General features: G+C 75.5%; 18 protein-coding genes. 9 read left to right on the plus strand and 9 right to left on the minus strand.

Annotated features, from left to right (window positions below):
* The first annotated feature begins 191 nt into the window (after nt 1-191).
* From ATM99_RS10575 to ATM99_RS10590, 4 genes are all read left to right on the plus strand, one after another.
* Entirely contained in the window at nt 192-953 is a 762-nt protein-coding gene (locus ATM99_RS10575) for an isoprenyl transferase (protein ID WP_062102884.1), read from the plus strand.
* Nucleotides 954-1,261: 308 nt separating this feature from the next.
* Nucleotides 1,262-2,689 (plus strand): PhoH family protein, encoded by a 1,428-nt coding sequence (locus tag ATM99_RS10580; protein WP_062102885.1) that lies wholly within the window; start codon nt 1,262-1,264, stop codon nt 2,687-2,689.
* Between the two features lie 174 nt (nt 2,690-2,863).
* The gene (locus ATM99_RS10585; protein ID WP_062102886.1) at nt 2,864-3,496 is read left to right on the plus strand and encodes a PadR family transcriptional regulator; all 633 of its coding nucleotides are present in this window, start codon (nt 2,864-2,866) and stop codon (nt 3,494-3,496) included.
* The gene (locus ATM99_RS10590; RefSeq protein WP_062102887.1) at nt 3,493-5,115 is read left to right on the plus strand and encodes an MDR family MFS transporter; all 1,623 of its coding nucleotides are present in this window, start codon (nt 3,493-3,495) and stop codon (nt 5,113-5,115) included. Before ATM99_RS10585 ends, ATM99_RS10590 begins: the two co-directional genes overlap by 4 nt.
* Nucleotides 5,116-5,157: 42 nt before the next feature.
* On the opposite strand, the gene ATM99_RS10595 is transcribed toward ATM99_RS10590, so the two are convergent.
* From ATM99_RS10595 to ATM99_RS10615, 5 genes are all read right to left on the minus strand, one after another.
* Nucleotides 5,158-5,874 (minus strand): ABC transporter ATP-binding protein, encoded by a 717-nt coding sequence (locus ATM99_RS10595; RefSeq protein WP_062102888.1) that lies wholly within the window; start codon nt 5,872-5,874, stop codon nt 5,158-5,160.
* A complete protein-coding gene (locus ATM99_RS10600) occupies nt 5,871-6,839 on the minus strand; it encodes an ABC transporter ATP-binding protein (RefSeq protein WP_082659585.1) in 969 nt (322 codons plus the stop codon). Before ATM99_RS10600 ends, ATM99_RS10595 begins: the two co-directional genes overlap by 4 nt.
* 20 nt (nt 6,840-6,859) lie before the next feature.
* Nucleotides 6,860-9,622, minus strand: coding sequence for an FtsX-like permease family protein (locus ATM99_RS10605; protein WP_062102889.1), 2,763 nt, complete (start codon nt 9,620-9,622; stop codon nt 6,860-6,862).
* The gene (locus ATM99_RS10610) at nt 9,619-12,945 is read right to left on the minus strand and encodes an ABC transporter permease (protein ID WP_150118245.1); all 3,327 of its coding nucleotides are present in this window, start codon (nt 12,943-12,945) and stop codon (nt 9,619-9,621) included. The genes ATM99_RS10605 and ATM99_RS10610 overlap by 4 nt, the downstream gene beginning before the upstream one ends.
* A gap of 179 nt (nt 12,946-13,124) precedes the next feature.
* Complete coding sequence (locus ATM99_RS10615; protein ID WP_062102891.1) at nt 13,125-14,558, minus strand: class II fumarate hydratase; 1,434 nt, start codon at nt 14,556-14,558, stop codon at nt 13,125-13,127.
* A 136-nt stretch (nt 14,559-14,694) separates the two neighbouring features.
* Between ATM99_RS10615 and ATM99_RS10620 the strand changes: the two genes are divergently transcribed.
* The 5 genes from ATM99_RS10620 to ATM99_RS10640 all read left to right on the plus strand — a co-directional run bounded on the left by ATM99_RS10620 (nt 14,695) and on the right by ATM99_RS10640 (nt 19,478).
* The gene (locus ATM99_RS10620) at nt 14,695-15,951 is read left to right on the plus strand and encodes an extracellular solute-binding protein (protein ID WP_223304989.1); all 1,257 of its coding nucleotides are present in this window, start codon (nt 14,695-14,697) and stop codon (nt 15,949-15,951) included.
* The gene (locus ATM99_RS10625) at nt 15,948-16,907 is read left to right on the plus strand and encodes a carbohydrate ABC transporter permease (RefSeq protein WP_062102892.1); all 960 of its coding nucleotides are present in this window, start codon (nt 15,948-15,950) and stop codon (nt 16,905-16,907) included. The genes ATM99_RS10620 and ATM99_RS10625 overlap by 4 nt, the downstream gene beginning before the upstream one ends.
* Complete coding sequence (locus tag ATM99_RS10630; RefSeq protein ID WP_062102893.1) at nt 16,904-17,737, plus strand: carbohydrate ABC transporter permease; 834 nt, start codon at nt 16,904-16,906, stop codon at nt 17,735-17,737. Before ATM99_RS10625 ends, ATM99_RS10630 begins: the two co-directional genes overlap by 4 nt.
* A gap of 23 nt (nt 17,738-17,760) precedes the next feature.
* Complete coding sequence (locus ATM99_RS10635) at nt 17,761-19,077, plus strand: ABC transporter ATP-binding protein (RefSeq protein ID WP_062102894.1); 1,317 nt, start codon at nt 17,761-17,763, stop codon at nt 19,075-19,077.
* A gap of 86 nt (nt 19,078-19,163) precedes the next feature.
* The gene (locus tag ATM99_RS10640) at nt 19,164-19,478 is read left to right on the plus strand and encodes a DUF2087 domain-containing protein (RefSeq protein ID WP_062102895.1); all 315 of its coding nucleotides are present in this window, start codon (nt 19,164-19,166) and stop codon (nt 19,476-19,478) included.
* A gap of 91 nt (nt 19,479-19,569) precedes the next feature.
* On the opposite strand, the gene ATM99_RS10645 is transcribed toward ATM99_RS10640, so the two are convergent.
* The 4 genes from ATM99_RS10645 to xseA all read right to left on the minus strand — a co-directional run.
* A complete protein-coding gene (locus ATM99_RS10645; protein ID WP_062102896.1) occupies nt 19,570-20,235 on the minus strand; it encodes a carbonic anhydrase in 666 nt (221 codons plus the stop codon).
* Nucleotides 20,232-21,182 carry a carbohydrate kinase gene (locus ATM99_RS10650; RefSeq protein ID WP_062102897.1) on the minus strand — a complete coding sequence of 317 codons (951 nt, stop codon included), beginning with the start codon at nt 21,180-21,182 and terminating at the stop codon, nt 20,232-20,234. Before ATM99_RS10650 ends, ATM99_RS10645 begins: the two co-directional genes overlap by 4 nt.
* On the minus strand, nt 21,179-21,475 hold the full coding sequence (locus ATM99_RS10655) for an exodeoxyribonuclease VII small subunit (RefSeq protein WP_082659588.1): 297 nt from the start codon (nt 21,473-21,475) through the stop codon (nt 21,179-21,181). Before ATM99_RS10655 ends, ATM99_RS10650 begins: the two co-directional genes overlap by 4 nt.
* Before the next feature lie 206 nt (nt 21,476-21,681).
* The coding region (gene xseA / locus ATM99_RS10660) for an exodeoxyribonuclease VII large subunit (RefSeq protein ID WP_062102898.1) at nt 21,682-22,902 on the minus strand (1,221 nt) is incomplete at its 5' end.

Below are 22,902 nucleotides of genomic sequence, written 5' to 3' on the forward strand. Positions count from 1 at the left end.
GGCTGCGCGTCGTGGGCCGGGGGAGTGCTCATGCGTCGGGTGCCGCCTTCGTCGCGAGAGACCTACGTCTGCGTAGGTTACGCGAGCGTAGGTAGGGGTGGCGACGTGACGTAGGTCCTCGTGCGCGCCGGGAGCAGGCATCCGGCGAGTACCGTGGGCGCCGTCACACGACCGCCACGAGGAGGCTACGCGTGCGCCTGCCGCACCCGCTCTACGGCCTGTACGAACGACGCCTCGCGGCGTCGCTGCACCCGGACCGGGTGCCGCGGCACATCGGCGTGATCCTCGACGGCAACCGGCGCTGGGCGCGCGGCAGCGGCCTGTCGTCGGCGACCGGCCACCGGCGCGGCGCCGACAAGATCAGCGACGTCCTGCAGTGGAGCGAGGACGTCGGCGTCGAGGTCGTGACGCTCTGGATGCTGTCGACCGACAACCTCGCGCGCGACCCCGAGGAGCTCGAGCCGCTGCTGCACGTCATCGAGGACGTCGTGGGTGAGCTCGCGACCGAGCGGCGCTGGCGCGTGCAGGCCGTGGGTGCGCTCGACATGCTGCCCGACCGGACGGCGTCGGCGCTCAAGGCCGCGCAGGACTCCACGGCCGACGTCCAGGGCCTGCACGTCAACGTCGCCGTCGGCTACGGCGGGCGCCGCGAGATCGCCGACGCCGTGCGCTCGTTCCTGCGGATGCACGCCGAGGCCGGTGCGAGCCTCGACGAGCTCGCCGAGGCGTTCGACGTCGAGCACATCGCCGAGCACCTGTACACCAAGGGTCAGCCCGACCCGGACCTCGTGATCCGCACGTCGGGCGAGCAGCGGCTCGGCGGCTTCCTCATGTGGCAGTCGGCGCACTCGGAGTTCTACTTCTGCGACGCCTACTGGCCCGACTTCCGGCGTGTCGACTTCCTGCGCGCCGTGCGCGCCTACAGCCAGCGCCAGCGGCGTCTCGGGCGCTGACCTGCGGATCTCGGCGCCGCTGCCCGCGGCGTGCCGGGCCGGCAGGTGAACGCTGCGTGACATCTCGTCCGACGCGCCCCGATGTGCACGCCGCACGGTGTGACCGGGGTTACGTTCACGACCGAGGACGACGCCCGTCGTCCCCGGGAGGCCAGCCCATGGAGCATCCGCTCCGAGACGGGGGGCCGGACCCGGCCCCCGGCCGGCCGACCCGTCCCGCAGCCGTCCGACGACCCGCGGGTGCCCCGGCGCCCCGAGCCGGCGGGCGGCACCCGCACCGGCGCTGACGCGCCCGAGGGGAGCCTGCCGTGGACCGCACCTCGCAGCACGACCTGGGCACCGCACCCGCGACGACCGCACCGCGGTCGCCCGCGGCCACCGGCTCCCCGTCCGACACCTCCTCGCCCGGACGTCTCACCTACGTCCTCGACACCTCCGTCCTGCTGTCCGACCCGCGCGCGCTGCTGCGGTTCGCCGAGCACGACGTCGTCCTGCCGGTCGTCGTCGTGACCGAGCTCGAGGCCAAGCGTCACCACGCCGAGCTCGGCTACTTCGCGCGCGGCGCGCTGCGGCTGCTCGACGACCTGCGCGTCGAGCACGGCCGTCTCGACGCGCCCGTGCCGGTCACCGACGTGGGCGGCACGCTGCGCGTCGAGCTCAACCACGTCGACCCGCAGGTGCTGCCCGCCGGGTTCCGGCTCGGCGACAACGACACCCGGATCCTCGCGGTCGCGGCCAACCTCGCGGCCGAGGGGCACCGCGTGGTCGTCGTCTCCAAGGACCTGCCGATGCGCGTCAAGGCGTCCGCCGTGGGCCTGGCCGCCGAGGAGTACCGGGCCGAGCTCGCGGTCGACTCGGGCTGGACGGGCATGGACGCGCTCGACCTCACCGAGCAGCAGATGGCCGACCTGTGGGAGCACGAGTCGCTCGCCCTCGCGGACGTCGCGCCGCCGGCGGCGGGCACGACGCTCACGGGCACCCCGACCGACCTGCGCTGCCACACGGGTCTGGTGCTGCACAGCCCGCGCGGATCGGCGCTCGGGCGCGTCACGGCCGACAAGCACGTGCAGCTGGTCCGTGGCGACCAGGACGTGTTCGGGCTGCACGGGCGCTCGGCCGAGCAGCGCGTCGCGATCGACCTGCTGCTCGACGAGGAGATCGGCATCGTGTCCCTCGGCGGGCGCGCCGGCACGGGCAAGTCCGCGCTCGCGCTGTGCGCGGGGCTCGAGGCCGTGCTCGAGCGGCGCCAGCACCGCAAGGTCATGGTCTTCCGTCCGCTGTACGCCGTGGGTGGTCAGGACCTGGGCTACCTGCCCGGTGACTCGGCCGAGAAGATGAGCCCGTGGGCGCAGGCCGTGTTCGACACGCTCGGGGCGGTGGTCGGCAAGGAGGTCGTCGAGGAGATCATCGACCGCGACCTGCTCGAGGTGCTGCCGCTCACGCACATCCGCGGGCGGTCGCTGCACGACGCGTTCGTGATCGTCGACGAGGCGCAGTCGCTCGAGCGCAACGTGCTGCTGACGGTGCTGTCGCGCATCGGGCAGTCCTCACGCGTCGTCCTCACGCACGATGTCGCGCAGCGCGACAACCTGCGCGTGGGGCGGCACGACGGCGTCGCGGCGGTCATCGAGGCGCTCAAGGGGCACCCGTTGTTCGCGCACGTGACGCTCACGCGGTCGGAGCGCTCGCCGGTCGCGGCGCTCGTCACCGAGCTGTTCGAGGGCATCGACGCCTGACGTCGTCCGGCCCGCCCGCGAGGGGCGTCGACCCGTCGGGGTCGGCGCCCCTCGTGCGTGCGCGACGTCACCCGGTGATCGGCTCGACGCGCTGTTGTTCCAGGCGTAATGTTCCGGCCGGAACAAGGACCGAGGTCCCACGTCCCACCCGTGCAGCCCCACCGGAGGACACCCATGTCGCGCACGCCGACCGCCGTCACGGTGGTCGTCCTCGCGCTGCTCGCCGAGCAGCCCCGGCACCCGTACGACGTCTTCCAGACGCTCGTCGAGCGCGGCGACGACCGCCTCGTGCGCGTCAACCCCGGCGCCGTCTACCACGCGGTCGACCGGCTCGAGCGCGACGGCCTCGTCGAGGCCGTCGGCACCGAGCGCGCGGGCAACCGCCCCGAGCGCACCACGTACCGCGCGACGCCCGCCGGCCACGCCGCGCTCGCCCCGGCGATCACCGCCCACCTGGCCGACGAGCGCCCCGCGCTCCCGGACTTCCCCGTCGGCCTGGCGCACGCGTGGCGCCTACCCGTCGACGACGTCGCCGCCGCCCTCCGGGCGCGGCGCGACCGCGAGGCCGCCCGCCTCGCGGACCTGCGCGCCCGCATCGACGCCGTCCGCGCCGAGGGCCTGCCGCGCCGCTTCGTGCTCGACGGCGAACGCGAGCTCGTCCTGCTCACGGCGGAGATCGCCTGGCTGGACGACGTCCTGCGCGAGCTCGCCGACGACACCCTCGAGTGGGGCGGGCCTCCGCCCCCCGACTTCCTCGCCGCGCGCGCACGTCGCCTCGCGGCCACCGACACCCGGAGCACCCCGTGACCCAGCCCCTCGTCGACCTGCGCGGCCGCAGCCCCTGGAGCGTGCTGCCGCCCCTGTGCCTCGGCTTCTTCATGATCATGGTCGACACGACCATCGTGAACATCGCCGTCCCCACCCTGCAGGACGCGTTCGACGCGAGCCTGGTCACCGTCGGGTGGGTCAACAGCGCCTACCTGCTGACGTTCGCCGTGCTGCTGCTCGTCACCGGGCGGCTCGGCGACCGGTACGGCCCCCGGCCCGTGTTCGTCACCGGCCTGGTGATCTTCACGCTCGCGTCGCTCGCGTGCGGGCTGTCCGGCTCGGTCGGGTGGCTCATCGCCGCGCGTGCCGTGCAGGGCGTCGGCGGCGCGCTCATGACGCCGCAGACCATGGCCATGATCACGCGCGTGTTCCCGCCGCAGCAGCGCGGCGCCGCGATGGGCGTGTGGGGGTCGGTCGCGGGCGTCGCCACCATCACCGGCCCGGTGCTCGGCGGTCTGCTCGTCGAGACCGTCGGCTGGGAGTGGATCTTCTACGTCAACGTCCCCGTCGGTGCGGTCGCGCTGTGGCTGTCGTTCCGGCAGCTGCCCGTGCTGCCCACGCACGCGCGCTCGCTCGACGGCGTCGGCGTCGTGCTGTCGGTCGTCGGGTTGACGCTGCTCGTCTTCGGCCTGCAGGAGGGCGAGGCGTACGACTGGGGCACGATCGTCGGGCCCGTCACGGTGTGGGGCGTCGTGGCCGCCGGCGTGCTCGTGTCGGGCGCGTTCCTGCTGTGGCAGCGTCACCGCGGCGACGACGCGCTGCTGCCGCTGCGGCTGTTCGTGCACCGCAACTTCTCGCTCGCGAACGTCGCCGGCGCCGCCGTGACGTTCGCGATGACGGGCATCTTCTTCCCGTTCACGCTGTACCTGCAGCAGGTGCTGGGCCTCTCGCCGCTGCACGCCGCGCTCGTCGGGCTGCCGGGCTCGCTGCTGTCGGGCGTCATCGCGCCGTTCGCGGGCCGGCTGTCGGACCGCGTGCCCGGCAAGTGGGTCGCGTTCAGCGGGTTCGCGACCCTCGCGGTCGCGATCGGGGTGCTCGCGACGCAGGTGCAGCCGGGTGTCGCCGTGTGGCGCCTCGTGCTGCCGATGGTGCTGTTCGGCGTCGGCACGGGTCTGGTGTTCTCGCCGCTCGCGAGCCTCGCGACCTCGGGCCTCGACCAGCGCACCGCGGGCGCCGGGGCGGGTGCGTTCAACACGACGCGCCAGGTCGGCGGCGTCATCGGCTCGGCCGTCGTCGTCGCGACCCTGACGTCCCGGCTCGCCGCGACCATGCCGGCCGCCGCGCAGGACGCCGCCGCGAGCCTGCCGGAGCAGGTGCGCGGCCCGTTCGTCGAGGGGTTCCGGCAGGCCGCGTCGGCCGGGCTCGGTGCCGGCGGCGGGTTCGACGTCCCCGCGGGCGTGCCCGCGGACGTCGCGGAGCAGGTGCGCGCCGCCGCACGGGCCGCGGTCGACGCCGGGTTCGCGACGGCCGCCGCGCAGACCCTGGCCGTCACGGTCGGCGTGCTCGTGCTCGGGGCGCTGTGCGCGCTCGCGATGCGCGCGCACCGGCCCGGTGCGGCCACGGCGCCGGCGTCGGCCGCGCAGGTCGCGGCGTCCTGACGGCGTCGGTCGGCGGGGCGCCCGCGGGTGCCCCGCCGACCGTCAGCCCTCGAGCAGGCGGCCGTCCGCGAGCCGGATCGTGCGGTCCGCCAGGGCCACCATGACGGGGTCGTGCGTCGAGACGATCGCGGTCATGCCCTCGGCCTCGACGACCGCCCGCAGCAGCGCCATCACCTGCCGCCCGGTCTCGGAGTCGAGCTGGCCCGTCGGCTCGTCGGCCACCAGCAGGCGGGGCGACGTCGCGAGCGCGCGCGCGATCGCGACGCGCTGCTGCTGACCGCCCGACATCTGCCCCGGGCGCTGCCGGGCGTGGTCGCCGAGGCCGACCAGGTCGAGGAGCAGCGCGACGCGCGCCTCGCGCTCGGCGACGGGCGTGCGGCGCATCCGCAGCGGCACGCCCACGTTCTCGGCCGCCGTGAGCACGGGCACGAGCCCGAACGTCTGGAAGACGAACGACACGACGTCGCGGCGCAGCCGGACCAGCCCGCGCTCGTCGAGCGCCGACACCTCGTGGCCCGCCACCACGACGCGGCCCTCGTCGGGGCGGTCCAGCCCGCCGATCGCGTTGAGCAGGGTCGTCTTGCCGGACCCCGAGCGGCCGACGAGCGCCACGAGCTCGCCCGGCTGCACCTCCAGGGACACGTCGCGCAGCGCGTGCACGGCCGTGCGGCCGCTGCCGTAGGTGCGGCCCACGTGCTCGACCAGCACCATCGGCCCGCCGGTCGTCGCGTCGCGCGGCGTCGTCGCGGTCGTGGTCATCGGGCGTCCTCCCCGTCGGTGCGCGCGTGCTCGGGGTGCACCGCGATGTGCGACTGCTCGAGCGTGAGGCGCACCCGGCCCACGAGGTCGAGCGCCTCGCGGTACTCGCGCGGCAGCTGCACGCGGCCCGCGCGGTCGAGCACCGCGAGCTCCTCGGCGACGGTGTGCTCGGTGCCGTCGTCGCGCGTCGTGGTGCGCCGCAGCACCTCCGAGCTCGTGCGGCCGTCGCGGATCGCGACCGTGCGCTGCACGTGCTCGCTCACGCCCGGGTCGTGCGTCACGACCACCACCGTCGTGCCCAGGTCGCGGTTCACGTCGCGCAGCGCCGCGAGCACGTCGGCCGACGTGGCCGTGTCGAGCTCACCCGTGGGCTCGTCCGCCAGGAGCACCTGGGGCGAGTTCGCGAGCGCGGTCGCGATCGCGACGCGCTGCTGCTCACCGCCCGACATCTGCCCCGGCCGGCGGTCGGCGCAGTAGCCGACCCCGAGCACGTCGAGCAGCCCCGCGGCGTCGGCGCGCCGTGCCCGCCGCGGCCGCCCGGCCAGCGCCATCGGCAGCGCGACGTTCTCGGCCGCCGTGAGGTACGGCACGAGGTTGCGGGCCGTCTGCTGCCACACGAACCCGACGGTCGTGCGGCGGTAGGCGACGCGCTGGCGCGCGGTCATCGCCATGAGGTCCCACTCGCCGACGCGCACGTTCCCGGCGGTCGGCACGTCCAGGCCCGAGAGCACCGCCAGCAGCGTCGACTTGCCCGACCCCGACGCGCCGACCACCGCGACCAGCTCGCCGGTGCGCACCAGCAGGTCCAGGCCCTGCAGGGCCTGCACCTCGACCCCCTCCGACTGGTAGATCCGCACGAGCGACTCGCACACGATCAGCGCCCCCGTGCCGAACGCCTCGGGGCGCGCGCGGGCGCGCTCCTCGAGCGTGGCCAGGCTCGTCGCCGTCCCCGCTGCCTCGGTCACGTCCGTGTCCTCTCGTCGGTTCACCGCTCGCCCACCCGCAGCACCTCGCCCAGGCGCTCGCGGCGCCGCAGGCCCTCCTCGATCCCCACCGCGACCAGCGTGGCGGCGGTCAGGACCGCTACCGCCACCAGCACGGGCCACGCCACCACGGCCACTGTCGCACCCGCGGCCGACCCCGTCAGCCAGGCGAGCCCGAGCGCGTCCCCGACCAGGTGCGGCACGACGAGCCCGATGACCGACCCGCCGACCAGACCGCCGAGCACGAGCGGCGCGAGCTCGCCGAGCGTCGCCCAGCGGGCCGTGCGTGCGTCGAGGCCCAGCGTGCGCAGCGTCGACAGCGTGCGGCCGCGCTCCTTCGACGTCGCGACCACCACGAGCACGAGCGCGAGGACCGCCAGCACGGCCAGGGCCCCGACGGACGCGAGCTGCAGGACGGTCAGCGCCCGCGTCAGGGTGTCGGCCGACCACGTGCGCCACCACCCCTGCGCCGTCGTGGCCGTCAGACCGGAGTACACCGGCTCGGCGAGGTCGAGGTCGGCGATCGCGTCCTGCGTGCCCGGCCCGGATACCCACGCGCGGTCCACGGCGGGCACGTCGGTCAGCGCCGCCACGACCGAGCGGTCGACGACGACGAGCCCGTCGTCGCCGGACGGCTCGCGCAGCACGTCGCGTGCGTCGACCGGGGGGACACCGCCGTCGGGGACCAGCGCGGTCGTCCCGCGCACGTCGAGCTCGACGCTGCCGACGAGCACCGACAGCCGGACGCCCTCGGGGTCGAGGCGTGCGAGGAGGCCCGGGTCGACGAGCGCGGGCACGCGGCCGTCCGTGGCCTCGCCGAGCCCGGCGAGCCCCGCGTCGACCGGCAGGCCGCGCGCGGTCCGGGCCGCCGCGAGCTCGGCCGCGTCGACGAGCAGCACGGTCGCCTCGATCCGCGTGCCGTCGCCGTACGCGCGCTTGCCGATCTGCGACCCCGTGGCGACGGCGGTGACGCCCGGCGCGGCGCGCAGCGCGTCGAGCGCGGCCTGGCCCTCCGCGCGGTCGAGGCGCCCGTCGAGCCGCCCGTCGGCCCCGACGAACGCCTCCGCGGCCGCGCGCTGCCCGTCGTCGACCGACTGCACGAGCACGCCCGACAGCACCAGGAGGGCGACCGTGACGGTCACCGTGAGCAGCGGCACGAACGCCGTCGCGCCGCCGTGCGCCCGCGCGACGGCGAGCGGTGCGGCGAGCCCGCGCGAGCGCGACGCCACGCGACCCGCCGCGCGCACCGCCGCGGGCGCGATCCGCACGACGACGAGCGCGGCGCACGCCGCGAGCAGCACGGGGGCGGCCGCCAGCAGCGGGTCGACGTCACCGCGGCCGGACGGCACGAGGCCCCGCCCCCGCACCGACACCAGCGCGGCGGCGGCGACCGCGAGCGTCGTCAGCTCGGCGACCAGCCGGCGCGCCTGCCCGACGGCGCGCAGGCGTGCGCGCTCGCGGCGGTCCGCCGGGACGCGACGTCCGTTCCACGCCTGGGCCGCGACGCGGCCCGCGAGCACGACGGGCGCCGTGACCGCCACGGCCGCGATGCCGGCGGCCACCGCGACGGTGCCGGACCCGCCCGGCACCCACCAGGTGACCGCGGCGAACGCCAGCACGGACGCCACGAGCGTGATCGGCACGGACTCGAGCGCCGCCCGCAGGGCCACCGACGCCACGGACGCGCCGCGCGCCCGCTCGGCGGCGAGCGTCGGCCGGCGCCGCGTCGCGAGCAGCCCGCCCGCGAGCACCAGGCACGACGCCGCGGTGGTGGCGATGCCCACGACCACGAGCGAGGCCTGGGCGCGCACGGCCGTCAGGCGCGCGTCGAACGCGTCGAGCACGGCGGGCAGGTCGGTGGCGACCGGCTGCCCGCGCACCCCGAGGGCGACGAGCGCGTCGCTCAGCCCGTGCGCCCGCGCGACGGTCAGGCCGTCGGTGCGCAGGAACGACGTCCCGACAGCGGTCAGCGAGCGGCCGGCACCCACGAGCTGGGCGTCCTCCCGGAGCTCGAACGGCACGTAGATCGCGACCCGGAGGTCCCCGAGCGCGCCCGGCGGCGTCGGGACGGGGGCCACGACGTCGGGGGCGAGGGCCCAGTACCGGGCGGTCGGGTCCTCGACCTCGTACACGCCCGTGATGCGCGCGATCCGGCCGGTGCCCTCGGTGTCGAGCCCCAGCGTGACGGGTCCGCCCGTGACGTCGACGCCGAGCGCGCGCGCCGCGGGCGCCGACAGGCCGGCCTCGACGACGCGGGGCCGGTCCGACGCGCCCTCCTGCCACTGCTCGTCCTCGGGGACCGCCGCGGGCTCGCGCCCCTCGACCCAGCGGACCGTCGGGCGGGACTCCTCGATGCCGTCGAGCATGACGAGGCTCGCGATGACGTCGCCGGCGGGCGACGGGACGACGAACGGCCGCGTCGAGGCGACCGTCGTCGGCGGGGCGAGCGTCGGGTGGTCGGACCAGACCCGCTCGACGTGGTCGCGGACGAAGTCGATCGCCTCCGCGGTCTGCTGGCCGACGAGCGGGGTCACCACCGCGGTGGCGTCGGTCCCGGCGCTCTCGACGGTCCGCTGCAGCGCGGCGTCGGCCGTCCGGCCGACCAGTCGCGGCAGCGCGAGCGCGACCAGCAGCGCGCCGAGCAGCAGCAGCGCGGTGCCCAGCAGCAGCCCGGCGTCGAGCCGTGCGCGTCGGCGGACGACGAGCGGCCCGTCGGCGACGACGGCGCGCACGCGCGTCCGGGTGCGGGCGATCAGGGCGGTCATCGGTCGTCCCCCAGTCGCAGGAGCGCGCCGGACGCGCGGCGCACGCCCGTCGCGACGAGCAGCGCGACCGCGACCCCCGCGGCCGTGACGAGCGCCCCGACGACCGTGCCCTGCACCGGCCACGGCCAGACCAGCAGCGGCCCGGGGACCGGGGCGCGGCCGTCCGGCGACACCGTGAGCAGCGGGCCGAGGAGCGCCGCGAGGCCGTAGCCGATGAGCAGCCCGGCACCCGCACCGAGCACGACGAGCACGATGTTCTCCGCCAGGACGCCGCGCACGGCCGCGCCGCGGGAGAGCCCGAGGGCCTGCAGACGTGCCAGCTCGAGTCGTCGCGACCGCACCGTCGCGGTGGCGGCGGCCCCCATGCCGACGAGGACGAGCAGCCCGGCGGTGCCCACGACCAGCGTCAGCGCGGCCGGCACGGCGACGCGCAGCGGACCCTCGAGCGCGCGGACCCGCTCGGCCCCGCGCGTGACGACCGTGCCGTCGACCTCCTGCCGGAGCGCCGCCGCGGCGGCCTCCACGTCGGAGCCGGTCCCCGTGCCCCACCACGCGTCGAGCAGCGGGTCGTGCATGCCGGCCTCGGCCGTGGCGCGCTGGAGCGCCTCGCGGTCGACCATGACCGCCGCACCGCGCGGCGCGCCGGGCAGGTAGGGCACGACGGCGTCGGCGCGCAGCAGGACGGGCGTCACGCCGCCCCGCAGCGACAGCACGTCGCCCGGCTGCACGTCGACCTGCCGCGCGGCGTCGCGCGTGAACACGGCGGGCACGACCCCCTGCGTCGGCCAGGCCGTCGCCGTCAGGCGGACGGGGCCCTGGGTGGCGTCGAGGAGCTCGAGCCGGGCGTCCAGGTGCAGCGCGTCGTCGCCCCGCGCGGCACCGGACGGCGCGCTCGCCTCCTGCCCGGTCCGGGCCGTCAGCGGGGGGCCGGCCACCGCGGCCACCGAGCCGGCGCGCCCGGCGGGGGCCAGCGGCACGGCGGTCTGGGTGCCCGTGTCGTCGTCGTGGGCGAGCGCGTCGCTCACCGAGAGCCCGAGGGTGCCCGTCGTGCCGGTGTCCCGGGACCCCTCGGCCATCTCGGGCGGCAGCGTCTCGAGGGTCACGACGGCCTCCACCGCGACGAGCCGCCGGGGCTCGAGGCCGGGCGGCAGCGCGACCTCGAGCCGCGTGGGTGCGTCCAGCCAGACGTTGCTCTCACCCAGCTCGTTCCTGGCCCACGCCCACGTGCGCACGCCCTGGGCGTCCTCGACGGCGACCACGACGGTCGCCGTGCCGAGCGCCGACGGGACCGTGCCGGCGACGGCGTCCAGGCTCAGCCGGTCGGTCCCCTCCGGCAGCGGCACGCCGACGAGCGTGCCCGCGTCGAGCGGCTCACCGTCGCCGCGTCCGGGCAGCGTGGCGAGCAGCTCCGACCACGGCGTGCCGGTCCGCCCCCGCAGGTCCTGCGGTGCCGCGGTGTCGACCCCCAGCAGCTGCACGGTCGTCAGGGCACCGGTGAAGCCGTCGGCGTGGCCGAGGCGCGCCGACCGGTCGACGACGGGACGCAGGTCGACGCCCGGCGCCGTCGCGAGCACGTCGGCGACGGTCCGTGACGAGGCCTCGGGCTCGCCGCCGAGCTGCGTCACGCGCAGGTCGGCGCCGGTCGCGAGGTCGACCTGCTCGAGCTGCGACGTGCGCCACGTCGCCTGGAACGACTGCCCGAAGCTCGCGGTCGCGACCGCGAGCACGATCACGAGGCACGTGCCGGCCGCCGCCTCGGGCCGGCGCGCGACCTGCCAGGCGGCCATGGGGCCGACGAACGAGCGCGTGCGCCGTGCCAGGGCGTCACCCAGACGTCCGAGCGGACCGACCAGGCGCAGCGCGATCACGGCGGCGCCGAGCGTGATGACGGCGGGCCCGGCGACGAGCACGGGGTCGACCCGTGCACCGCCGGAGCCGTCGGCGAGCGGTGCGCCGTAGGTGAGCAGCTGCACGAGCGCCAGGCCCGCGAGCACGACGAGCGCGACGTCGGCGCCCGCGCGGGCCAGGCTCGCGTGCGCTGCGCGCGACGTGGACCCCGCGGTGTGCCACGCGGGCACCACGAGCGCGACCGCGAGCGCGAGCGCGACGGCGCCCGTGGCGAGGAGCACGGGCCCGGGCGGGGCGTCGGGAACCACGTAGCCGGCGCGTGCGAGCGGGCCGGACGCGGCGAGGCGCCCGAGCGCGAGCAGCGCGGCCCACGGCGCGACGAGCCACGTGAGGGCCGCGACGACCGCCGCCTCGAGCACCGCGAGCGAGCGCAGCTGCCGTGCGGACCCGCCGCGCGCGGCCAGGAGCTCACCCTCGCTCGCCCGGCGCTCGGCGAGCAGGCGCGCCGAGAGCAGCATGACGGTCGTGGCGAGCACGGTCAGCAGGAGCCCCACGACCAGCACGCCGATGCGCGTCACCGCGAGCTCGCGCCACGCGGCGTCGATGGTCGTGGCGACCGGTGCGCGGACCGTGCCGGACGCGCCCGTCGCCAGGTTCTGCGCGAGGTCGACCTGGGCGTCGTCGAGGGCGGTCCGCAGGTGCGCGACCGCACCGCGCGGCGCACCGCTGAGCAGGGGCGTCATCACGACGTCGGCGGTCTCGACCTGCTTCTCGCCCGTGAGCGCGTCGGGAGCGACCAGGAACGGGCCCCAGGCGTCGGTCGTCGACCCGCCCGACGACCCCGGGACGGGGTACGCGGGGTCGTGGCCCGTGCCGCCGAGCGGGTCGCGGCTCCACGCACGGGGCGGGCCGACGAGCTCGTGCGTGCCCACGACGACCCAGGCGACGGGATCCTTGGTGCGCCGCGCGGTGACGACCGAGCCGACGTCCCACCCGTGCGCGACGGCGGCCACCTCGGGCACGTTGACCTCGACGCGGCCCTGCTCGTCGGTGGCCCGATCGGGCCACGTGCCGCGCACGAGCCGCGTGGTGTCGTCCGTCCGCGGGTACGACGCGAGGTAGGTGATCTCGGGCAGTCCCGTGCGCGCGGGGTCCACGAGCCGATGCGTCATGCCCACGAGCCACTCGGTGCGGGTGACGGGCAGGGCACCGACGACCCCGTCGAGCACGTGGTCCGCCGTCGCGACGAGGGGAGCCGCGTCGGCTCCGCCGACCCGCAGCTGCACCTCGAGCTGCACGTCGGCGGTCGGCGCGCGGTCGAGCGCCTCGTCCACGGCGCCGTTCGCGGTGAGGTCGAGCAGCAGCGCGAGGGTCGCGAGCAGCGACGTCGCGACGACCGCGACGAGCGTCACCGTGGTGACCACCGAGGCCTGGTCGCGCAGACGTCCGAGCAGCACGCGGGACCGCCAGGCCACGTGGTTCCCCTTCCGTGGGCGGCACCGTCGCGCACCCGTCGGGGGCGATGCTAGGTGACCCGGGGCGCGGGTGTGGTCACGCTTCCATCACGGTGTGCGGAGCGAGACGCGATCAACCCGCACGGGTGGCGGGGTGCGGGCGTCCGGGTGACGTCCCCGGACGCCCGCACCCCCCCGGCTCAGGCCTGCGGCGGGCGCGTCATCGCGAGCACGTCGAGCGCGGTGTCGAGCTGCTCGAGCGTGAGCTCGCCGCGCTCGACGAACCCGAGGTCGAGCGTCGCCTGCCGGATCGTCACGCCGGCCTTCACGGCGTGCTTGGCGATCTTCGCGGCGTTCTCGTAGCCGATGGTGCGGTTGAGCGGCGTGACGATCGACGGCGACGACTCGGCCAGGGCGCGGGCGCGCTCGACGTTGGGCGTGGTCCCGGCGATCGTCCGGTCGGCGAGCACGCGCGACGCGTTGGCCAGCAGACGCACCGACTCGAGCACGGCCGACGCGATGACGGGGATCTGCACGTTGAGCTCGAACGAGCCCGACGCGCCCGCCCACGCGACGGTCGCGTCGTTGCCGACGACGCGCGAGCACACCATGAGCACGGCCTCGGGCACGACCGGGTTGACCTTGCCGGGCATGATCGACGACCCGGGCTGCAGGTCGGGCAGCGCGATCTCGCCCAGCCCGGTGTTGGGGCCCGAGCCCATCCAGCGCAGGTCGTTGCAGATCTTCGTGAGGCTCACGGCGATCGTGCGCAGCGCGCCCGAGAGCTCGACGAGCCCGTCGCGCGAGGACTGCGCCTCGAAGTGGTCGCGTGCCTCGGTGAGCGGCAGGCCCGTGTCCTCGACGAGCAGCGCGATGACGCGCTGCGGGAACCCGGCCGGTGTGTTGATGCCCGTGCCGACGGCGGTGCCGCCCAGCGGCACCTCGGCCGCGCGGGGGAGCGCGGCCTGCAGGCGCTCGACGCCGTACCGCACGGCCGCGGCGTACCCGCCGAACTCCTGCCCGAGCGTCACGGGCGTCGCGTCCATGAGGTGCGTGCGCCCCGACTTCACGACCTGCGCCCACGCGGTCGCCTTCTCCTCGAGCGCGCCCGCGAGGTGCTCGAGCGCCGGCACGAGGTCGCGCACGACGCCCGCGGTCGCGGCCACGTGCACCGACGTCGGGAACACGTCGTTCGACGACTGCGACGCGTTCACGTGGTCGTTGGGGTGCACGTCGCGCCCCAGCAGGCGCGTCGCGAGCGTCGCGAGCACCTCGTTGGTGTTCATGTTCGAGCTCGTGCCCGAGCCCGTCTGGTAGACGTCGACCGGGAAGTGCGCGTCGTGCACGCCCGTCGCGACCTCGTCGGCCGCCGCGACGATCGCGTCGGCGACGTCCTGCGGCAGCACGCCCAGCTCGGCGTTGGCGCGGGCCGCGGCCTTCTTGACGCGCGCGAGCGCCTCGACGTGCCCGCGCTCGAGCGTGCTGCCCGAGATCGGGAAGTTCTCGACCGCGCGCTGCGTCTGCGCGCGGTACAGCGCGTGCGCGGGGACGCGCACCTCGCCCATGGTGTCGTGCTCGACGCGGTAGGCCTGCTCGCCCGCGGCCGCGCCGTCGGGACCGGTGGTGGAAGTCATGGCCCCCATCCTTCCACCGCCTCCGGTGGCGGGAACGTGCAGGTCGTAGTCGGATGTGGGCACACCCCTTCCCGACGACGTGAGAGGCCAGGCGCCCGTGCGACACCTGAGGCGACGACCCGCGGCTCTCCTCGCCGTGGCGCTCGCGGCCCCCCTCGCCGCCTGCTCCGCCGCCGAGGCCGGACCTCCCGAGCTGCTCTGGTACATCAACCCCGACTCGGGCGGCCAGGAGCGCATCGCGCAGCAGTGCACGCAGGAGTCCGACGGCGCGTACCGGCTGAACACCGTGCTGCTCCCGCGCGACGCGCCGAGCCAGCGCGAACAGCTCGTGCGGCGGCTCGCGGCGAACGACGCGTCGATCGACCTCATGAGCATCGACCCGCCCTACATCCCCGAGTTCGCCAACGCCGACTTCCTCGCGCCCGTCCCGGACGACGTCGCGCAGGCCGTGACGCAGGACGTCGCCGAGGGCGCGGTGGCGGGTGCGTCGTACGACGACGAGCTCGTGACGATCCCGTTCTGGGCCAACACGCAGCTGCTCTGGTACCGCACGTCGGTCGCCGAGGCCGCGGGGCTCGACATGACGCAGCCCGTCACGTGGGAGCAGATCGTGCAGGCCGCGGCCGAGCAGGACGTCACGGTGGCCGTGCAGGGCGTGCGTGCCGAGTCGCTCACGGTGTGGATCAACGCGCTCGTCGAGTCCGCGGGCGGCCACGTGCTGGAGAACCCCGAGGCGACCGACCCGCAGGAGGTGCGACCGTCGCTCGACTCGGACGCCGGGCGTACGGCGGCCGAGATCATCGGCGGCCTGGCCGACGCGGGCGTAGGCGGACCACAGCTGTCCAACGCGACCGAGGACATCAACGCGTCGATGTTCGAGGGGGACACCGCGGGCTTCATGGTCAACTGGCCGTTCGTCTGGCAGCGCGCGCAGTCCGCGGTCGAGGACGGCACGCTCGAGCAGTCGGTGCTCGACGACTTCGGCTGGGCGATGTACCCGCAGGCCGTCGAGGGCGAGCAGGCGCGACCGCCGTACGGCGGGATCAACCTCGGGGTCGGCGCGTTCAGCGAGCACGTCGACCTCGCGTTCGAGGCCGCGCGGTGCATCGTCGCCCCCGAGAAGCAGGCCGAGTACTTCCTGTCCGACGGCAACCCGCCGTCGTCCCTGACGGCGTTCGACGACCCCGAGGTCCAGGAGACGTTCCCGATGGCGGACGTCATCCGCGAGTCGCTCCAGAACGCGGCCCCGCGGCCCCAGACGCCGTTCTACAACGAGGTGTCGTCGAGCCTGCAGCGCACGTGGCACCCGCCGCGCGCGGTGTCGCCCGGCACGAGCCCGCAGCGCGCCGACGAGCTCATCACGGCCGTCCTGCAGGGGGAGGCGCTGCTGTGAGCACCACGACCACCGGCGCGGGCGCCGTGCGCGCCGCGCAGCGACCGCCGCGCAAGCCGCAGCGGTCCGACCGGGCCCGGCAGGAGGCGCGCCTCGGGCTGCTGCTGTCCGCGCCCGCGATCCTCGTGCTCGTCGCCGTCGTCGGGTACCCGATCCTGCAGGCCGTCTGGGACTCGCTGTTCAGCTACAAGCTCACCAACCCCGACGCGCGGCACTTCGTGGGCCTGGGCAACTTCACGCTGATCCTGGGCGACCCGATCTGGTGGCAGGCGCTCGGCGTGACCGTGCTGCTCACGGTCGTGACCGTCGCGGTCGAGCTCGTGCTGGGGTTCGGCCTCGCGCTCGTCATGAACAACGCGCTGCAGCGGCTGCGGCCCGCGCTGCGCACCGCGATCCTCATCCCGTACGCGATCATCACGGTCGTCTCGGCGTTCGCGTTCCGGTTCATGTTCGACCTCACCAGCGGGTTCATGAACAGCTGGCTGCCGTTCGTGCCGGCCGACACCGACTGGTTCGCGTCGTTCGGCAGCGCCGTGACGGTCATCGCGCTGTCGGAGATCTGGAAGACCACGCCGTTCATCTCGCTGCTGCTGCTGTCGGGCCTCGCGCAGGTGCCGGGCGAGCTGCAGGAGGCCGCGAAGGTCGACGGCGCGACCGCGTGGCAGCGGATGCGGCGCGTGACGATCCCGAACATGAAGGCCGCGATCATGGTCGCGCTGCTGTTCCGCACGCTCGACGCGTTCCGCATCTTCGACAACATCTTCATCATGACGAACGGTGCCGCGGGCACCGAGTCGGTCGCGTTCCTCGCGTACCGGCAGACCATCCAGCGCCTCGAGATCGGCATCGGCTCGGCGGTGTCCGTGCTGCTGACGATCGCGGTCGCGCTCATCGCCCTGATGTTCGTCAAGGGCTTCAAGGTCAACCTGGCGGCGTCGACGAGGGCGGGACGATGAGCGCGCGCGGCAAGCTGTGGTGGTGGCTCGGCGGCCTGGCCATCGTCCTGTACTGCCTGTTCCCGGTCGCCTGGATCGTGTCGCTGTCGCTCAAGGCGCCGTCCGACCTGGACAACGGCTCGTTCCTGCCGTCGGCGGTGACGTGGCAGAACTACCAGCTGATCCTCACCGGTTCGGCCTCGGAGCTGTTCCTGCCGGCGCTGCGCAACTCCGTGGGGATCTGCCTCATCGCCACCGCGATCGCGGTCGTGCTCGCGTCGCTGTGCGCGTACGCGGTCGCGCGGCTCGACTTCCCGGGCAAGGCGTTCGTGCTGGGTCTGTCGCTCGCGGTGTCGATGTTCCCGGTCATCTCGATCGTCACGCCGCTGTTCAACATCTGGCGCTCGATCGGCCTGTACGACACGTGGGCCGGCCTGGTCATCCCGTACCTGTCGATCACGCTGCCGCTGTCGATCTGGACCCTCACGGCGTTCTTCCGCGAGATCCCGTGGGAGATGGAGCAGGCCGCGCAGGTCGACGGCGCGACCACCGCGCAGGCGTTCCGCAAGGTCATCGTGCCGCTCGCCGGCCCGGGGGTCGCGACCACCGCGATCATCGCGTTCTTCCTGGCGTGGAACGACTTCGTGTACGGCATCTCGCTCACGTCGACCGAGGCGGCGCGGCCCGTGCCCGCGGCGCTCGCGTTCTTCACGGGCGCCTCGCAGTTCGAGGAGCCCACCGGCGCCATCTCGGCCGCCGCCGTTATCGTCACCATCCCCGTCGTGATCCTGGTGCTGCTGTTCCAGCGCCAGATCGTCGCCGGGCTCACCCAGGGCGCCGTCAAGGGCTGACCCGGACCGCAGGGAGGTTCGCCATGGCCGCGATCACGCTGAGCCACGTCGTGAAGAAGTATGGCGACGGCTACCCGGCCGTGAACGACGTCAGCCTCGACATCGAGGACGGCGAGTTCGTCATCCTCGTCGGGCCGTCGGGGTGCGGGAAGTCGACGCTGCTGCGCATGGTCGTCGGGCTCGAGGACATCACCGACGGCGAGATCGCGATCGACGGCGACGTCGTCAACGAGAAGGCGCCGCGCGACCGGAAGCTCGCGATGGTGTTCCAGAACTACGCGCTCTACCCGCACCTCAGCGTCTTCGAGAACATCGCGTTCCCGCTGCGCCTCGAGAAGGGCAGGTTCTCGGACGAGGAGATCCGCGAGCGCGTCGAGCGGGCCGCGGACACCCTGGAGCTGCGCGAGCATCTCGACCGCAAGCCCGCCAACCTGTCCGGCGGCCAGCGGCAGCGCGTCGCGATGGGCCGCGCGATCGTGCGCGACGCACGCGCGTTCCTGTTCGACGAGCCGCTGTCGAACCTCGACGCCAAGCTGCGCGGGCAGATGCGCACCGAGATCTCCCGCATGCAGCGCCGCCTCGGCACGACGACGCTCTACGTGACCCACGACCAGACCGAGGCCATGACGCTGGGCGACCGCGTCGCGGTCCTCAAGAAGGGCGTGCTGCAGCAGGCCGCGAGCCCCCGCGCGCTGTACGAGCAGCCCGTCAACCTGTTCGTCGCCGGGTTCATCGGCTCACCGCCCATGAACTTCCTGCCCGGCGAGGTCGACGGCGACACGCTGCGCCTGCCGCTGGCCGACGTGCCGCTGTCACCCGAGCTGCGCGAGCGCATCGGCGACCGGGGCCTCGTGATCGTCGGCCTACGGCCCGAGCACCTCGAGGACGTCGACACGTTCGACGAGGGCGGCCGCGAGGGCGGCGTGACGTTCGAGGCCGACGTCGACGTCGTCGAGTGGCTCGGTGCCGACCTGTACGCCTACGTGCCGTTCGAGACGCACGAGGAGGTCGCGCAGACGCTCGAGGAGCTCGACCGCGACCTCGACGGCGAGGGCATGCGCACGCAGCTCGTCGCGGCCCTCGGCGCCGAGTCCCGCGTCCGCGACGGCGACGTCGCCGAGCTGTGGTTCGACCCCGCGCGGCTCATGGTCTTCGACCCCGAGACCGGCGAGAACCTCACGTACGACGAGGAGGCCGCGCGCCGCGCCGACGAGGAGAGCGTCGAGGAGCGGCGCCGCGCGACCGAGCGCGCGCAGCGCCGTGCCGCGCGCGCCGAGGAGCGGGCGGCGGGGACGGGCGACCACGCGTCGGCGGGTGGCGGGCGGCACACCGCGGCGTGACGGCCGGGCCGCCCGGCGGCCGGAGCCCGGCGGACCGGACGGGGAAAGGGCTCGGCTCCCGGGGTCGCGGGCGGCAGCATGGCGGGATGGACACCACCACCACCCCGCCGTGCGACGCCGCGCGGTTCCTGGTGCGCGGGCGCTGGGTGACGACGCCCCGCCGCACGCGCGACCGTGACGAGCTGCTCGACCACGTCGCTGCGCTGCTCGTCGCACCGGGCGAGGAGCTCGACGAGCCCGCGCTGACCGAGCGGATCGCGTCGATCGCGGACGATCCGGTGCGCGTGCGCCGCGACCTCGTCGAGGCCGGGCTCGTGGGGCGCCGGCAGGACGGGTCGCGCTACTGGCGCGAGCGCGTGACGCCGCACGACGCCGAGCCGGGCGCACGGGCGACGGCCTGACCGGGCGAGCACCCCGGCCCGCGGGCGCCGAACCGCACCCGGGCGGCGCGGCACGACCGGCCCCGCGCGGAGCCGGTCATGCCGTCCGGGGTCAGGCCGCGGTGCCGGGTACGACGCCCGGTCCGGCGCCGATGTCGCCGATGACCTGCGCGAGCTGGGCGCGCCCGTCGGCGAGCGTGTACTCGACCGCGACGATCGCGGTCCGGCCCGCCGCGACGGACTCGGCGAGCGACACCGAGTAGCCGTGCAGCTGGCGTGAGGTGTGCAGCACGTGCTCGTGGCCGAGGGTCGCGGCGTCGAACGTGTCGAGCGGCCGGCCCGAGGCCGTGAGCCCGACGATCGAGGGGATCACGCGGTCGACGACGGCCTGCACGAACCCGGGCGGCACGTTGCCGTGCGTGATCGCGTCCGTCGCGGCCGCGACGGCGCCGCACGAGTCGTGCGCGAGCACGACGACGAGCGGTGCGCCCAGCAGCTCGACGCCGTACTCGATGGACCCGATGACGGTCGTGTCGAGCACGTGACCGGCCGTGCGGACCACGAACAGGTCGCCGAGGCCCTGGTCGAAGATGATCTCGGCCGCGACGCGGCTGTCGGAGCAGCCGAAGACGACCGCGAACGGGTGCTGCTCGACGCTCACCTCGGTGCGGCGGTCGATGCCCTGCGACGGGTGCGCCATGCGGTCCTCGACGAACCGCAGGTTGCCGTCGGCCAGCGCGGCCCAGGCCTGCGCGGGAGTGGTCGGCGTCGTGCTCATGCGGGGGCTCCCTCGGTGTCGAGCTCGGCGGTCGTCGGCGGGTTGGCGCCCGCGCGCGAGACCGTGATGGCGGCGATGCGCGCGCAGCGGGCGAGCACCTGCTCGACCGTGCCCGCGTCGACGTCGTGCAGCGCGGCGCGGCGGTCGGCGCCGAGCAGCCCGGCGGACCACAGGCCGTCGACCAGGCCGCCCATGAACGAGTCACCCGCACCGACGGTGTCGGCGACGGTGACGCGCGGCGCCGGGACCGTGAGGCGCGCGCCGGCGGCGGTGCTCGCGAACGCGCCCTCGCCGCCGTGCGTGACGACCACGAGCGCGGGCCCCGAGCGGCTCCACTCCTCGGCGACCTCGGCCGGCGCGACGCCGGGGAGCAGCCACGCGAGGTCCTCGTCGCTGACCTTGACGACGTCGGACGCGCGCACGAGCCGCTCGACGACGGGCCGCACGTCGGCCGGGTCGCCCATCAGCGCGGGGCGCAGGTTCGGGTCGTACGTGACGGTCGACGTCGCGCGACGGTTCTCCAGCAGGTCGGCCACCTTCGGGCCGCCGGGCGTGAGCACGGCCGCGATCGACCCGGTGTGGACGACGAGCGCGTCGCCCTCGCCCTCGTCCCACGTCGCGGGCAGGTCCCACTCGAGGTCGAAGTCGTACGTCGCGACGCCCTCGGCGTCGAGGTGCGCGGTCGCGACGGGGGTCCGGGCGGGTGCGCGGTCGCCGGTCAGGACGTGCACGCCCGAGGCCGCGAGGTGGCGGCGCACGAGGTCGCCGTGCGCGTCGTCGCCGAGCCACGTCAGCAGCTCCGCACGGCGGCCCAGGCGCGCCAGGCCGATCGCCACGTTGGCCGGGCTGCCGCCCGGGAACTCCTCGCGCGTGCCGTCGGGCCGGCGGACCGCGTCCACCAGCGCCTCGCCGATCACGAGCGCGCGACCCTGCGTGCCGTCGGTCACCGGTCCTCCTCTTCGGTCGTGCCGGCGGCCGGTGCCGTCCGGGCGTCGTCGTCCTGCGTCCCCTGCGTCTGCTGCGCCCCCGGTGCGCCGGTGCGGCCGCCCCGGGCGGCGGTCAGCCGCTCGCGCGCTCCGTCGAGCCACTCCTGGCAGCGCGCCGCGAGCGCCTCGCCGCGCTCCCACAGCGCGAGCGACTCCTCGAGCGTGCCCGCACCGGACTCGAGCCGCCCCACGATCGCCGCGAGCTCGTCGCGGGCCTGCTCGTAGCCGAGCGTCGCGGGGTCGGGGAGGCCCACCGCCCCGTCCGCCGGACCGTCGGTGGGGGTCGTCTCACGTCGTGCCACGCGCACAGTCAACCAGCCGTCGCCGACGGCGCACGCGCGGGGCCGCCCAGCGGACGCGCCTCGGCACCGACGTGGTCGTCCGCGCGTCACCGCGCCCCCGCCGTGACCGCGTGCAGCCGTCACCGCGCCCGCCGGCGCAGCGCCCGGTCAGGTGCGGGTCACGCGTCGACGACGTCCGCCGCGAGCTCGCCCGCCGCGACGCGCACGCGCAACCTGTCGCCGGCCGCGACCTCGGCGGGGTCGCGCACCACGGCGCCGTCGGCCCGCTGCACGACCGCGTACCCGCGCTCGAGCGTCGCGGCGGGGGACAGCGCACGCACCTGGCCCGCGAGCCGGGCCGTCGCGGTCGCGGCGTGCGCGAGCGCGGCGTCGAGCACCGCACGACCGCGCGCGGTCTGGTCGCGCAGCGTGCGCTCGTGCGGGTCGACGAGCGTCTCGGGCCGCGCCATGACCGGCCGCGTGCGCCAGTGGTCGAGCGCCGCCTGCTCGCGCGCCAGGCGGTGCGTGAGCGCGGCCCGCGTGCGGGTGCGCGCCTGCGCGAGGCGCGCCCGCTCCTCGGTCACGTCGGGCACGACGCGCTTGGCGGCGTCGGTGGGCGTCGACGCGCGCAGGTCCGCCACGAGGTCGAGCAGCGGCGCGTCCATGTGGTGGCCGATCGCGCTGACCAGCGGCGTGCGGCACGCGGCCGCAGCCCGCACGAGCGTCTCGTTGCTGAACGGCAGCAGGTCCTCGAACGAGCCGCCGCCGCGCGCGACGACGACGACCTCGACCCGCGGGTCGGCGTCGAGCTCGGCGATCGCCGTGGTCACGGACGGCACCGCCTCGGCGCCCTGCACGGTCACGCGCCGGATCTCGAACTGCACGCCGGGCCAGCGGGCGCGCGCGTTCGACACGACGTCGTGCTCGGCGTCGCCCTGCTGCGCGCACACCAGCCCGACCACGGCGGGCAGGAACGGCAGGGCACGCTTGCGCGACTCGTCGAACAGTCCTTCCGCCGCGAGCACCCCCTTGAGGTGCTCGATGCGCGCGAGCAGCTCGCCGAGCCCGACCAGCCGCACGCGGTCGGCCGAGAAGCCCAGCGCGCCCTTCTTCACCTGGTACTGCGGCCGCGCGTGCACCACGACGTGCGCGCCGTCGGCGAACCGGTCGCCCAGGCTCATCGCCGCGACCGCGGGCAGCGTGACCGACAGCGACATGTCGAGGTCGGTGTCGCGCAGCGTGAGGAACAGCAGCGAGTTCCACCGCCGCACGTTGAGCACCTGGCCCTCGACCCACACCGGCGGCATGCGCGCGACGTAGTCCGCGACCTTCGGTGCGAGGTGCCGCACGGGCCACGGGCGCTCGGGCGTCGTGTCCGCGGCCTTGAGCGGCAGGGGCAG

It is taken from the genome of Cellulomonas sp. B6 (assembly GCF_001462455.1).
In the GTDB taxonomy this organism is placed as follows: domain Bacteria; phylum Actinomycetota; class Actinomycetes; order Actinomycetales; family Cellulomonadaceae; genus Cellulomonas.

What these genes read in the sequence shown, in the direction of transcription:
- ATM99_RS10640 (WP_062102895.1), top strand. Translation starts at nt 19,164, where the DNA reads ATGGACACCACCACCACCCCGCCGTGCGACGCCGCGCGGTTCCTGGTG.
- ATM99_RS10605 (WP_062102889.1), bottom strand. Translation starts at nt 9,622, where the DNA reads ATGACCGCCCTGATCGCCCGCACCCGGACGCGCGTGCGCGCCGTCGTC.
- ATM99_RS10645 (WP_062102896.1), bottom strand. Translation starts at nt 20,235, where the DNA reads ATGAGCACGACGCCGACCACTCCCGCGCAGGCCTGGGCCGCGCTGGCC.
- ATM99_RS10615 (WP_062102891.1), bottom strand. Translation starts at nt 14,558, where the DNA reads ATGACTTCCACCACCGGTCCCGACGGCGCGGCCGCGGGCGAGCAGGCC.
- ATM99_RS10635 (WP_062102894.1), top strand. Translation starts at nt 17,761, where the DNA reads ATGGCCGCGATCACGCTGAGCCACGTCGTGAAGAAGTATGGCGACGGC.
- ATM99_RS10630 (WP_062102893.1), top strand. Translation starts at nt 16,904, where the DNA reads ATGAGCGCGCGCGGCAAGCTGTGGTGGTGGCTCGGCGGCCTGGCCATC.
- ATM99_RS10595 (WP_062102888.1), bottom strand. Translation starts at nt 5,874, where the DNA reads ATGACCACGACCGCGACGACGCCGCGCGACGCGACGACCGGCGGGCCG.
- ATM99_RS10585 (WP_062102886.1), top strand. Translation starts at nt 2,864, where the DNA reads ATGTCGCGCACGCCGACCGCCGTCACGGTGGTCGTCCTCGCGCTGCTC.